At 33.8% G+C, this 13,991-nt stretch carries 11 protein-coding genes; 1 reads left to right on the top strand and 10 read right to left on the bottom strand.

The window, feature by feature from the left end:
• Nucleotides 1-111: 111 nt before the first annotated feature.
• The 6 genes from HX049_RS09040 to HX049_RS09015 all read right to left on the bottom strand — a co-directional run bounded on the left by HX049_RS09040 (nucleotide 112) and on the right by HX049_RS09015 (nucleotide 7,051).
• Nucleotides 112-1,383: an adenylosuccinate synthase gene (locus tag HX049_RS09040; protein ID WP_286415491.1), complete on the bottom strand. Its 1,272-nt coding sequence runs from the start codon at nucleotides 1,381-1,383 to the stop codon at nucleotides 112-114.
• Between the two features lie 27 nt (nucleotides 1,384-1,410).
• Nucleotides 1,411-1,881 (bottom strand): Fur family transcriptional regulator, encoded by a 471-nt coding sequence (locus HX049_RS09035; RefSeq protein WP_025124782.1) that lies wholly within the window; start codon nucleotides 1,879-1,881, stop codon nucleotides 1,411-1,413.
• Between the two features lie 97 nt (nucleotides 1,882-1,978).
• Nucleotides 1,979-4,195, bottom strand: coding sequence for a RelA/SpoT family protein (locus HX049_RS09030; protein WP_286415490.1), 2,217 nt, complete (start codon nucleotides 4,193-4,195; stop codon nucleotides 1,979-1,981).
• A 589-nt stretch (nucleotides 4,196-4,784) separates the two neighbouring features.
• A complete protein-coding gene (locus HX049_RS09025; RefSeq protein WP_286415488.1) occupies nucleotides 4,785-5,576 on the bottom strand; it encodes a hypothetical protein in 792 nt (263 codons plus the stop codon).
• A 5-nt stretch (nucleotides 5,577-5,581) separates the two neighbouring features.
• On the bottom strand, nucleotides 5,582-6,055 hold the full coding sequence (locus HX049_RS09020; RefSeq protein WP_286415486.1) for a GNAT family N-acetyltransferase: 474 nt from the start codon (nucleotides 6,053-6,055) through the stop codon (nucleotides 5,582-5,584).
• A 93-nt stretch (nucleotides 6,056-6,148) separates the two neighbouring features.
• Nucleotides 6,149-7,051, bottom strand: a complete 903-nt coding sequence (locus HX049_RS09015) for a helix-turn-helix transcriptional regulator (RefSeq protein WP_286415485.1) — start codon at nucleotides 7,049-7,051, stop codon at nucleotides 6,149-6,151.
• 213 nt (nucleotides 7,052-7,264) lie between these two features.
• Between HX049_RS09015 and HX049_RS09010 the strand changes: the two genes are divergently transcribed.
• Entirely contained in the window at nucleotides 7,265-8,638 is a 1,374-nt protein-coding gene (locus HX049_RS09010; RefSeq protein ID WP_286415483.1) for an MFS transporter, read from the top strand.
• A 39-nt stretch (nucleotides 8,639-8,677) separates the two neighbouring features.
• On the opposite strand, the gene HX049_RS09005 is transcribed toward HX049_RS09010, so the two are convergent.
• The 4 genes from HX049_RS09005 to HX049_RS08990 all read right to left on the bottom strand — a co-directional run bounded on the left by HX049_RS09005 (nucleotide 8,678) and on the right by HX049_RS08990 (nucleotide 13,984).
• Nucleotides 8,678-9,142: a GNAT family N-acetyltransferase gene (locus tag HX049_RS09005; RefSeq protein ID WP_286415482.1), complete on the bottom strand. Its 465-nt coding sequence runs from the start codon at nucleotides 9,140-9,142 to the stop codon at nucleotides 8,678-8,680.
• Nucleotide 9,143: 1 nt separating this feature from the next.
• Complete coding sequence (locus tag HX049_RS09000; RefSeq protein WP_286415480.1) at nucleotides 9,144-11,741, bottom strand: SEL1-like repeat protein; 2,598 nt, start codon at nucleotides 11,739-11,741, stop codon at nucleotides 9,144-9,146.
• 109 nt (nucleotides 11,742-11,850) lie between these two features.
• Nucleotides 11,851-12,645: a TrmH family RNA methyltransferase gene (locus HX049_RS08995; RefSeq protein WP_286415509.1), complete on the bottom strand. Its 795-nt coding sequence runs from the start codon at nucleotides 12,643-12,645 to the stop codon at nucleotides 11,851-11,853.
• 4 nt (nucleotides 12,646-12,649) lie between these two features.
• Complete coding sequence (locus tag HX049_RS08990; RefSeq protein ID WP_286415477.1) at nucleotides 12,650-13,984, bottom strand: DUF58 domain-containing protein; 1,335 nt, start codon at nucleotides 13,982-13,984, stop codon at nucleotides 12,650-12,652.
• Nucleotides 13,985-13,991: the final 7 nt, after the last annotated feature.

Raw genomic sequence — 13,991 nt, 5'->3', positions numbered from 1 at the left:
TTTCAAATTTAAGTAAAAAATACGTACAAAGATTTTAGTTAAGAAGAATTTATAAACAGGCTAGAAGAAGGGCAAAAAAAAACACTTCGTAAGAAGTGTTTTTTAAGTATCTTATTTTAAGATAGTCTGTGTTCTATCTGGACCTACAGAAACTATTTTTACTGGTACACCTACTTCATCTTCGATGAATTTGATATACTCTTTTAGTTCCGCTGGTAATTGATCATACTCTGTCAATCCTGTTAAGTCAGCTTTCCAACCTTTTTTCTCAACATAAATTGGCTCAACGTTTTCTGGCTCGATATTGTAAGGTAAGTGAGTGATCTCTTCTCCTTTATACGAGTATTTAGTACATACTTGTAATGATTCAAAACCTGATAATACGTCAGCTTTCATCATGTATAATTCTGTAACTCCATTCACGTCTACTGCGTATTTTAAAGCCACTAGGTCTAACCATCCACAACGTCTAGCACGTCCTGTAACAGAACCGAACTCACGACCTACAGTTGCCATAGTAGCACCGATTTCGTTATCTAATTCTGTAGGGAATGGCCCACTACCAACACGTGTAGTATAAGCTTTAAAAATACCAAACACATTTTTAACTTTATTTGGAGCTACTCCTAATCCTGTACATGCACCTGCTGCTGTAGTAGTAGATGATGTAACGAATGGATATGTTCCAAAGTCAACGTCTAACAGTGATCCTTGTGCACCTTCTGCTAGGACAGATTTACCTTCTCTTAGAGCTGTATGGATATAGTTTTCACTATCGATGAACGTTAATTTCTTTAATTGCTCCACTGCTGCGAAGAACTCTTCTTCTAATTCAGCCAAGTTGTATTGTAACTCTACATCGTGGAACTTAATCATCGCCTCATGCTTGTCTGCTAAGTTGCGGTAACGCTCTTTAAAATCAGCAAGTTCGATGTCTCCAACTCTTAATCCATTTCTACCTGTTTTGTCCATATAAGTTGGGCCAATACCTTTTAGTGTAGAACCGATTTTTGCCTTTCCTTTTGCTGCTTCAGAAGCTGCATCTAGTAAGCGGTGAGTAGGTAAGATTAAGTGAGCTTTTCTAGAAATTAATAATCTTGTGTAAATGTCGATGTTGAACTTCTCTAATCCCTCAATCTCTTTGATGAAAACTACTGGGTCAATCACTACACCATTTCCAATGATGTTAATAGAATTTTTATGGAAAATTCCAGAAGGGATAGTGCGTAATACATGTTTAATCCCATCAAATTCTAAAGTGTGTCCCGCGTTTGGTCCTCCTTGAAAACGAGCAATGATGTCATATTTAGAAGTTAGTACATCTACGATTTTACCTTTTCCTTCATCGCCCCATTGCAAGCCTAGTAGTAAGTCTACTGTCATTGTTTGTGTTGTTAAAAAGTTTGAAAATTAGTTGTTGTTTTCCACTTGTTCTTCCTCTTCTACTGTCTTTCTATTTCCATAGAAGTATAGAGAATGATTGTGGATGTCTATATTAAAGATTTCTTCAATTGTCTTTTTAATAGTCTGTATACGAGGATCACAAAACTCGATTACTTCTCCTGTATCAGTTAAAATAATGTGATCATGTTGTTTATCGAAATATGACTTCTCATAGTGTGCTTGGTTTTGACCGAATTGGTGTCTTCTAACAAGTCCACATTCTAAAAGAATTTCAATAGTATTGTAAAGCGTAGCTCTACTTACACGATAATTTTTATTCTTCATTTTGATATAAAGAGACTCTATATCAAAGTGCTCTTCGCTATCATATATTTCTTGAAGAATAGCATATCTCTCAGGTGTTTTACGATGTCCTCTTTCTTCTAAAAACTTCGTGAACACATTTTTTACGATTTCTTGATTTTTTTCACTTCCCATATTCAAAAATATCTTAGTTGCAAATATAGAGCTATTTTCGTTTGAATTATAATAAATCAAATAAGGTTAGTCTATATGCGAATAAATTATAATTATTTTATGATGGATTTACACGTGTTACTTTTTCTATTCCCTCGATTTTCTTAAGGTTACCCATCATTTTTTTCAGTACATCATTATTCGGAACGATCACTGTGATAGATCCTTTAAATATTCCAGCATTTTCACTTAATGAGATACTGCGAATATTGATGACTTTACTTTCTATGATAATCTTCGTAATCTCAGTAGTTAGACCAGCTGAATCAAGACCTGTGATATTGATAGTCGCTTCGAAGTTCATCGCTTCCTTAGAATCTACCCAGTGTGCTTGGATGATTCTATAAGCATAGTTAGATCGCATACTGATCGCGTTAGGACAGTCTGTCTTATGTACTTTTATTCCTTCATTTATCGTTACGAACCCGAATGCATCATCACCTGGTATAGGGTTACAACAGGTAGCTAGTTTGTAATCTAACTTCTCATTGTCTTTACCGAATACAAGTAAATCACCTGTTTTATTAGCTGCTGTATCTGTGATAACTGGGATAGAAGGCGCTCTTTTTATCGTCTTTTTAAAGAAGCTAAATAAAGAGTTGTTTCTATTGGCAGCATATTCTTTTAACTGAACGTTATCAATGACACCAGCTCCAATTCTATAGAATAAATCTTGACTTGTTTTTAGCTTAAAATAAGCTACCATTTCATTCACAGTTTTTTCGTCTAGATTTACTTTTAGATGTTTCAGTTTGCGCTGTAATTGTTCCTTACCGTCTTCAGCAATGCGCTTCGTGTCTTCGTTTAGCGAACTTTTAATCTTATTTTTTGCTCGAGTAGTAGTCACATAGTCTAGCCAGCTTACGCTCGGCTTCTTATTCTCAGATGTGATTACTTCTACCTGGTCACCACTGACAAGTACATGATTTAGCGGTACTAATCTGCCGTTGACACGAGTACCTCTAGTGCGCAATCCTACTTCTGAGTGTATCGCAAAGGCAAAGTCAAGAGCAGTAGCTCCTTTAGGAAGTGATTTAATCTCTCCTTTCGGTGTGAAAATATAAATCTCTTTAGCGTATAGACTCAGCTTAAAGTCTTCAACAAAGTCTACAGCGTCTGTCTCTGCATTTTCTAAAGCTTCTTTAAGTTGATTTAACCATTTGTCTAAGCTATTTTCTTCTGTAATACCTTGCTTGTACTTATAGTGAGCGGCATATCCCTTTTCTGCAATTTCATCCATGCGCTCACTTCGGATTTGAATCTCTATCCATCTTCCTTTCGGCCCCATTACTGTAATATGTAAAGCTTCATATCCAGTAGATTTCGGTGCTGATATCCAGTCTCTAAGTCTATTCGGACTAGGGCGGAAGTGATCTGTCACAATAGAGTAAATCTTCCAGGCAATGAATTTCTCATCGTGGGGAGTAGATTTATAAATTATACGCAAGGCAAACTTGTCATATACCTCATCGAATGTTACATTCTGTGCTTTCATCTTACGACGAATAGAGTAGATCGACTTCGGCCTTCCTTTCATTGAATATTCTACCTGTTCTTCGTCTAATGACTTTTTCAGAATATCACTTACTGTTTGTATGTATTGATCTTGCTCTTCTTTACTCTCTTTCATCCTATTGACGATGTCCTGATAGATGCGAGGTTCTGTATATTTTAGACCTAAATCTTCTAGTTTAGTCTTAATATTAAATAACCCTAATCGATGAGCTAACGGAGCATAGATATATAAAGTCTCTGACGCTATTTTCGCCTGTTTATAATCTACCATGCTTTCCATGGTCTGCATATTGTGAAGTCGGTCAGCTATCTTAATCAAGATTACACGCACATCATCATTTAGTGTCAATAGCATTTTACGGTAGTTCTCCGCTTGCATAGAGATATGAGGATCTGGCTCTAACATAGCCATCTTGGTCAATCCTTCTACAATTTTGGCAATTTTTGGATTAAACCATTCTTCTATTTGCTCAACTGTAATATCTGTGTCTTCTACTACATCATGCATTAATGCCGCAGCAATGGAAGTAGGGCCTAAACCGATTTCTGAAGCGACAATTTTTGCCACAGCAATAGGGTGGAAAATATAAGCTTCTCCAGATTTTCTTCTTTGATCTTTATGAGCTTCAACCGCTACATCAAATGCTTTACGGATTAATTTTTTATCATCCTCAGATAAGGTCTGATAACTTATTTTTAAAAGCTCTTTGTATTCTTTAGCAATTGCTCTGTTTTCTAATTCTATTTCTTCCTCTGTCATATATAATTCGCAACTTTTATATCTAAAATAGTGTTCATTAAATATAGTGAAAAAACAGTTATAGATGAACTATGTTTTGTTAAAAAAATAGAGATTTATTATTTAGAATTATTTGTTACACCTTGTTTGTTATCAATTGATTAGGTTGTATATTGCAGTGCATATAGGATTTGATAGACTAAATAACACAATACGTGATGATAAAATATCAATTGGTGAAGGTGAATTGATGAAGTATATTCTTACGAAAGAGATATATTCTGAATGATATTGTGTAATTGTTAAGAATAATCTAGTAAATCCCTTTGACCTCTCTTAATGTTTATGTCGAGTCTGGCTTGAAATGAATAAGCAGTGATAGAGAAATGCTTCTATATTCACTCCGTTATTTTAGTCAAAATAACGGATTCATAACGGACTCACTACGGACTCATAACGGACTCATATCAAATCAACCTAACACCTGTCAGCTAGAAAACTAGAGTAGTTCTGGATAATTAGATAATTTGAAATATTTTATGAGTCATTAATCTGAAAGTGTCTACATAATGATTAGAAATTCTAGAGCGTAATATAATGAAAATAAAATCTATTTTCTCATTGCTTTTCTTCTTTCTGCTACTTCTGACATATATTTTTCTATGTAGGGAAGGACTTCTTCTAAAGTAGGAACCCCGTCGAATACCTTAGTCTTTCCGCCAAAATATCCTCTTAGCTCGCTCTGTATTTTACCATCTTTATTGACTATAGATACAGTATTGTCAACACTGGCTTTACCTTCAAATATTAGAGCGAATTGATATAACTTTTGAGAGCAATATTTAGCTTGTTCTATTAGTACATCTATAGGCAGTGTATTTTTAGTAATCTGAGTAGTTAATCCATGGGCTTGATGTAAAGTTGCTTCTTCCTCTGGTAAGTTTAAGAAAGGATGGCCTTTTTGTAGAGGTTGGTTCATTAAAGAGTTAGCGTCCTTTTCCCACCAAAAACCTCTTGCGATAACTTCAACAAATTGGTCGTGAAACTTAAAGATATAATGCTTAAAGTCTGTACGCATATCTTCTACATCACCACCAAATTCATAAGTTCTTCCATAATGACTTTTTTCATACATATATCGTTCCATTTGCCATTTAGAATGCTGTACTACATAGACCCAAGGCACTTCCTTATCTTCTGTCCAGTCATCTGGATAGGGAAGATATTCTCCACGACATACTCGTATCGCATCTAGATTACTAAATGTGATACGACCGTACTGCTCATCTTCTGTGTTAAAGTAGATACCTGTAAGTGTATCATCATATAGTACAGTAGGTGATAGTACATAATCTGCCTCTATTGGTATGGTGATACCTATTGCATAGTCAGTTTGCTTCATTTGTTTTATGCTTTGTCGTCAAGACGCATACGCATAGAGATATTAAATGGTTCAAACCCTTCTCTTAGGTATAGGTCTATAGCTTTTTTATTTTGAGAGAGAACATTTAGTTCGAAGTAGTCTACCTTATTTTGTACTCCCCATTCTTTGACAGCATGGATTAGCTTCTTTCCATAGCCTTTTCCGCGACTATCTGGGTCAACAACTAAATCCATTAGATAAACACAACGCTGTTGTACAAAGCAGTTATAGGGTGGTGCACTCTGCAGCTGTGCTATAGCAAAGCCTTGAACTTCCTTATCGTCTTCTGCTGCAAAAATAATAAAATCATTTTCTCCTTTGATAACGCTTTCTATAAAAGCAGTGTCTTGCTGAGCAGCCTTCATATAGTGAGATTCTAAGTCAGCCATTACTTCGAATAAATTAAAGTATAACTGTTGTATAGTAGGTATGTCTTCTAAGTGTGCTTTTCTAATCATGTGTTATAGTATTATGATGACTAAAATAAGGGATTTAAAGATAAGAAAGTGAACAAGGGAAGGGTTTTATATGAAAGGAGTTGGTAGCATAGGTTATGTTTTTATTTTAGTAGGTAGTTGACCATAGTACTTCTTAAATGCTGTGGAGAAGTGGTGACTGTGTCTATAACCTATATACTCTGCTATCTCGTAGATATTATACTCTCTACTTTTTATCATCTCTAAGGCTTTCTGCATGCGCAGGTCATGGATGTACTTAAACGTAGTCGTCCCGAAGAGTGCTTTAAAGCCTTTCTTTAGTTTGGTTTGATTAATACCTACTCTCAGTGCTAACTCTTGTATCGTGAAGTCTTTGTTATAATTATCTGTAATATACGATTTGATTTCGTGTAGTGCTTGTTCATCTTTTCTGTGAAGGCTTAATTCTTTAGGGGTTTTATTATAACTCCAATTGTGGTATTGTAATAAATGAGCTTCTTCTATTTTATTATTGATATAATGCTCAGCAAGTTTTCCTTGATAAGGATGAGAAACTAATTGTTGTAAGACTTGGAGGGAATTTAGATTTAAGTCAAATACAAGTTTAGGAGATTGGCTACCTAATAGCTCTTCTAAGTATTCTTTTTCTTCTTCAAATAAGTTGGTAACAAAGGTCTTGTTTACTGCAATTTCTAAAAACTCTCCTCTTTTGTCTTTTGCCGTTTTCATAATGTGTTCATAAGGAACAGCTCTTTCTTTAAACAATAGCGCTCCTTGTTCATGAATGTTGAGGTTGTCATGGTTTAAGGTTAAGCTACTTCCTTGTATACAATTACACGTAAGAATAGATTCTTTAGTAGGAAGTACAGTGTGATAGAAGTCTTGTTCCGCAGTATAAGTTCCGTGTTTTATACTGGCTATAGCGGTATGGATCACTGTAATATCCATAGTATGTGTAGCTCCTTCTATATGATGACTATCTACGATTAAGTTTCCCTGATTATTTCCTTGTAACATAGCTTATGTTTCTTATCGTTTGCAAAAATAAGTATTTATATTGGTTTTAAATAAGTTGTTAGTAAAATGATTTGTAGTTAGTTATAATACTTCTTCTAACGTTGTTTATAATTCTATATGCGTTATCTATTAGGTGTAATTCTTTAGGAATTTTGTAAGGTAATAATAGCTTAGTTGAGTTAAAGCTTAAACTAAGTTTTTAAAATGTGTTCTATGATTTTTAAAGACAAAAGGTTTATACTATTTATTTTATTAGTAGCCACTATACTTTCTCCCTTGGATTTTTATATTGTCAATTTAGCATTGCCTTCTATACAATATTCTCTTCGATCGAGTAGTAGTGAATTGCAGATGATAGTATCTTTCTACACTTGTGCTTATGCTGTGTTTCAAATATCAGGTGGTAGATTTGGAGATATTTATGGGCGTAAGAGAATATTCATTATTGGATTGATAGGTTTTATTAGTTCATCTGTACTCTGTGGTCTCTCTCAATCTCCTGTGATGATGATTATAGGTAGAGTATTACAAGGGGTATCAGGAGCAGTTATGATACCACAGGTTTTGGCTATTCTTCATACGCTTTTTGACGAAAAAGAAAAGCGTTTAGTAATGGCTTTGTATAGTTTCACTTTTGGGATAGCCGCTGCGTTAGGACAATATCTTGGAGCAGTTTTGATAGAGTGGAATATATTTGACTTAGGGTGGCGTGTGATATTTTTAGTTAATTTACCCGTTGGGGTGATTGCGTTGGTGATGGCAATTATAACATTACCAAAACAAGATCATAAGTCTATAGAGAAAGTTGATTATAGAGGGACTGCATTGTTAAGTCTAGGATTAATGAGCTTTATTTATCCTTTAACGACAATAGTAGAGAAAGGAATAGCTATACAGACTGTTATGTTTTTAATAGCATCAGTAGTGTTTTTGTACTTGTTTATCAAGGTTCAGAATATGCGTAAACAAGAAGGAAAGAGCATTTTAGTAGACTTTACTATCTTTAAGTTTAAGAATTTAAAACTAGGAGTGATTATAAGTTTTCTATACTATGCAAGTGGAGTGTTTTATTTAGTATTAGGTATTTATTTACAAGAAGAATTGTATTGGACAAGTATGGAAGCGGGTAAGGCTATTATTCCTTTTGGTATTGGATTTATTATTATGTCATTGAGTTCTTCTGTAATTAGTAGATATTTTAAACAGACTATTCTTTCTTTGGGATTAGTTATTTATGGTATAGGTTTCTTATTATTACTATATACTTTGTATAGTTTTGAGCCCTTGTTGTTTAAGGTTGATTTGTTTGTCATTGGATGTGGAATGGGATTGACCTTAGCATCTGTAGTTAGATTAAGCTTAAGTAATGTACCTGTTCAGTTTGCAGGATTAGCTTCGGGAGTAGTAAACTGTAGTCTACAGATAGGTTCAGCATTTGGAGTAGCAGCTATTGGAAGTGTGTTTTTTGGAGTAGCAAATAGAGTAGATTACACTTTAGCATTTGCAGTAGTGCTGGTTTTAATTTGTGTATTGTTATTGATAGCTTTGTTTTTGAGTTTTGGCATTGTCAAAGGTCTAAAAGAATAATAAGAAATGCCTTTGCAATGATATATAAGGGTATTTCTATTATATTTTATACCTCATTACGGTATGTACAGGTTCAAAGTGTTCTTTGAGATAGAGGTCATAAGCACGTTTGTTTTGCTCCACTACCAGAAGTTCTATGTAGTCTACTTGTCTATGTTTTGCCCATTGTTTAACAGCATCTATTAATTGTTTTCCAATCCCTTTACTACGATACTCAGGTTCTACATAAATATCTGCAAAGTTGAGGTATTTATGAGGTACAAAACACTCATAAGGTAAGGTTTGCTCAATAAATAAAGCAACCATACCAATAAGCTTGCCTTGATCAACAGCTACTAAGAAGTCCCATTCGTCTGATTGTATTGTTTCTTCTAAGAAATCAATAGCAGGTAGATCAGCTTTAAAGTAATCTGGTTGATATTCTTGCATCACTACAAACTGCTTTTGATAAAGCAGTTGTAGTTGAGGTATATCCTCTAATATGGCTGGGCGTATGTGTATCATATTATTTAAACCATTTCTTTAAAAAACTTTTTAAAGTGTTTTTACCTTTGAAGTCAGTAGGTAAATCTAAGTCATTCTCTTTAGCTATTTCTAAATAGTAGGCTAACTTTTCACTGTTTTTAAACTTCTCGTCATAGGCATAGATATATAACAAATCGGTGGCTGCATATACATAGCCTTTAGATACTGCCTGTTCAAAATATTCAATCGCTTTAGCTGTATCTTGTTTGACTTCATAGCCTAAATTATAGCATTTACCCATTAAAAAGGAACCTAAATGATCTTCTCCTTTAAGGTCTTTTTTGATGAATTTCATTGCTTTTTTATACTCACCTAATAGATAGTAACAATCTGCAATATAGTTGGTAACATAAAATCCACCAACTTTTTCTAATGGTAAGAAGTAATGTAAGGCTTTTTCGAAATCTATGTCTATACCTTCAGCTCCTTGGTAATATAGGTAAGCTAAGTTAAGTTTAGCTTGATTATTTCCTCTTTCTGCTCCAAGTAGGTAGTATTGTAATCCTTTTTCACTGTTATAAGGTACTCCTAAAGCCTCAAAATACATATAACCAATATTGGTAGCTGCGTAATGATTTCCGAGCTCTGAAGCTTTTAAAAACAGTTTCATAGCTTTAGGATAATCAATATAGTCCTCTTCTGTGAGATAACGATAGGCTAAATCCTGAAGCAGTTCATCATTATTGAGCTGTTCTGCAAAGTTGATTAATTGATTGTATTCTTCTATCCAGTCATTATCTAAGTAAAAGTCTTTAATTCTGTGGATATAGAAAGACTCTAAACTTAGGTAATCATCTGTAGTGACTTGTTTTACTCGTTCTGCAAAATACGGTTTAAATAGGCTTACTTCTCCGTCTTGATTATAGTGCATACGCGTTGCTAATGCGATTAACTGTGTAAGTGGTAATAAGTCTAAAGCATTATCTTGGTATTGGTATACTTTTTTATCTTTATACACCACTACAACTTGTGGTTCATGATTTAGGGGGTGCAAAGCAATATAATTACAATCTTCTACTACAGGTATAGTTTGCCCAATCGGCGTTATATTCCATAGGTTGTTCTTAATTGCATAAGCTTCTATGCCTAAAACCTTAAGCTCAACAGCTATTTGTAGTGGGATAGCCCAAGTGCGATTGACACAATCGTAAACACCTTTTTTCTTTCCTGAACTGATATATACCTGTCCGATTTGTAGATTGATGTCCATCAAGATGTACTTCTCTATACGTCCTTTCACATAATCAATTAAGTTCTCCTTTAGTTCTATATCATAGATCGTCATTCCGTGATCTGTGATTACTTTAATACATTTATCCGTTAGGCCTTCTGCCATCTTTACATCGTCTAAGACCAAGTTGCCGTGTGCATCAATTATCTTTTTTAGTTTAGTACCCTTTGCAGATGGCACTAATAGACAATCTCCTGTACCAATATCAGAAATATCGCTAAAGTCATAATTACCTATAAAACTATATTGATTAGAATACATAATGTCCTTATTATCGTGCTTACCACAGAAGAACTGATAGTAATATTCGAATGGTGCAGTAGAGGTAAACGGAATGCATTCCTCTCCTTTGTAATTGAATACGGCGTATAGATTTCCTTGAAGAACGTTATAGTAATCGTCTTTTAATAATTCAATTTCGTCATAGATAAAATCAGTGATATACGACTGCGTACTGATATTGTATAAGGCATATTTCTCGTTCATTTTTAATGAACAAGTTATAATAGATGTATATTCATCAGGATTGTCAGTTGTGCTTTCTACATAAGTTATCCCTGTTGTACTAACGTAGTCCCATACTGGTTCAAGTACAATGTTTCCTTGTTTATCGATTAAACCACATTTGTCATTTAGAATAATATAGGCTAAGCCACTTTCCTCAAACTCTCCAATTCCATCATAAATAGCAGGTAGAATAACCTCTCCATTAAGCTTTTTTATTCCCCAGCGCTCATTTTCCTCAAAGTGTAAAAAGTCGTAGTTTGGCTCAAAAGCAACTTCTAACCAATCCCATCCATAGTTGGCATTATCATTATTAAGATACTCTTGAAGGGTGCTAAAAGGGAAGAAATAGCTGGCAATATCTGAGGTGTTAAACTCTTCTACACTTGCATTACTATCTAATAGTTCTTTAAACTCAGTAGCTAACCCTTCTAAAGTAGCTAAATATTCTTTCGCTAAAGTCTTGTGACTACCTTCACTCATATTATACACATCAGAACCATCAAGTACAAGACTATCACCTTCTAAATTATTGAAGTAATATAGTTGCTTTTGATAAGACTCAAAGTAAGCAGGTTGATGTTCCTTAGGAACGAGTAGATCTATATTCGATTGTATCCATTGGTGGAATTGTTCAAATAGAGGCATGGCTTCTTTCATTCTAAAGTATAGAAGATAAGAAGGTTTTAGACTGTAATCTTTTAACTCTTTAGACTGTACCGGAATGCTGAATAGAGGAAAGAAGAATAAAGGTATTTCATATTTCCACTCTCCTATAAAATGATATTCTACTTCTCCCTGTGGTGTTAAGTCTATATTAGTTACGATATGTCTGTGTCCCATGTTGCTTTATTTTTGTATTCAAAAATAGAATAAAAAACAGTATTGCAATGTCACTATTTACCGCTATATAAAATAAAAAAGCACCTTGGATGAGGTGCTATGTTTGTTGTTATTTAAAATCTCGTTGGCGTTTTGCTTCGAACAGTAAGATAGAAGCAGCCACAGATACATTCATTGAGTCTATTACTCCACTCATCGGTATGATGATATTCTTAGTGCTAGCATCTCTCCATTCTTGTGTAAGTCCTGTAGCTTCAGTACCTACTACGAAGGCAGTAGCTTCTTTGTAATCTCTCGTATGATAAGAAGTTGAATCTTGTAATGTAGCACAGTAGATATTGATATTGTGTTTTTTTAGAAAGGCAATAGCATCTGTTGTAGAGGCCATTGCTATCTGATTTGTAAAAACACATCCTACACTAGAGCGGACTACATTAGGATTATAGATATCACTTTTAGGGTTAGCGATGATGACAGCATCTATATTAGCTGCATCAGCAGTTCTAAGTATAGCACCTATGTTCCCCGGTTTTTCAGTCGCTTCAGCTACTAAGATAATAGGATTTTCAGAAAGCTTTAGATCCTCTAGAGCTAATGATTTTGTATGCGCGATAGCTATCACCCCTTCAGTTGTATCTCTATAAGCTAGTTTTTGATAGACCTCTTTAGAAATTTCTATTAACTCTGTTTCTCTTGAAATGAAAGGTCGCAGAGAAGTCTCAGATACAAGGTCAGGATAAAATAAAAGAGTCTTTAATGCATATCCTCCTTTAGTTGCTAATTCTATTTCTCGAAGCCCTTCAATAACAAATGTACCTGATTGTTTCCTATTTCTAGATTTTTCTTGTAGTTGGACAATGCTTTTAATCAAGGTGTTTTGTGGGCTATCTATTCTTTTAATCATCATGTTATAAGGTACCTTTAGCTTTGATTTGCAGATATTTATTAATCGTGTTTATGGATAATTCTTCTGGAGCTGTTAGTATAGACTGAATACCATATTTGGTTAATTCATTTACTATTAAACGCTTTTCAAAGTTAAATTTTTCTGCAATTACTTTGTCAAAAATATCATCTGTGTTTTTAGCCTTTTTTTCAGTGAGTTTAGTTAATTCTGTATTTTCAAAGAAAACGACTAATAAAACGTGATTTTTTGCAATAGCTCTTAGGTAAGGTAATTGTCTTTTTAAACTAGATAAGGATTCAAAATTAGTGTAAAGAATAATCAAACTGCGATGTGTAATCTTGTGTTTGATGTGTGCATATAACCTACCGAAATCACTTTCTACAAAGTTTGTATTAACTCTGTATAGTTGTTCCATGATTTTTTGTAATTGACTTATTTTACTTTCAGCAGGAAGTTGGTTTGTGATATTCTCTGAGAAAGTCATTAATCCTACTTTATCATTTTTCTTAAGGATAACATTAGATAAGGCTAGGGTAGAGTTAATCGCATAATCAAGTAAAGATAGACCATTAAAAGGCATTTGCATCACACGTCCTCTATCGATAATATTATAAACAGATTCTGTATTCTCATCCTGAAATTGGTTGACCATTAATTGACTGGATTTAGCAGTTGCTTTCCAGTTTATATTGCGTATATCGTCTCCTAATACATATTCTTTTATTTGTTCAAACTCAGTAGTAGTACCTATTTTTCTGATTTTTTTCATCCCAAAAGCATATTTGTTTTTAGAAAAAGCAATCAAATCATATTTCTTCATCTGAATAAAAGAAGGATAGGTAGCTAAAGTAATGTCATCACAAAATACAAATCTTCTAGATACTAATCTAAGAGGACTAGATACATATATGTTTAACTTCCCGAAGACATATTCTCCTCTATTCGTAGGTCTTAAGGTATAGCTAAGTGTTTTTTGCTCCTTAGAAGTCAGAGTTTTAGTGATTTCAAAATCTCTTTTTTGAAATTGAAAAGGGATCTCATCTATAATGTAGCATTGTACTGTGATGTTATATTTATTCTCTATGGAGATATAAATGGTATTATCATCACCATTAGACAATTTTTCTGGTAAGATACGCACAGCATCTATTTTATTCTTCTTGTTGAATAACAGTGTGATATCTACCAAGATGATAGCAAAAAATAATATAAATAACCCCCAAACAACTTTATACAGTATTGGAAATATAAAGGCAAGTACAAATAGAGCTATAATAGTCCCTAAGACCATATACACTCGTTTTTGTAAATAAAGTTGCTTGAATAATTTAAACATAAGTATT

This window comes from Myroides odoratimimus, assembly GCF_030326305.1.
Lineage (GTDB): Bacteria > Bacteroidota > Bacteroidia > Flavobacteriales > Flavobacteriaceae > Flavobacterium > Flavobacterium odoratimimum_A.
Note: the sequence above shows the minus strand (reverse complement) of the source record. Positions and strands in the feature narration are given on the sequence as shown.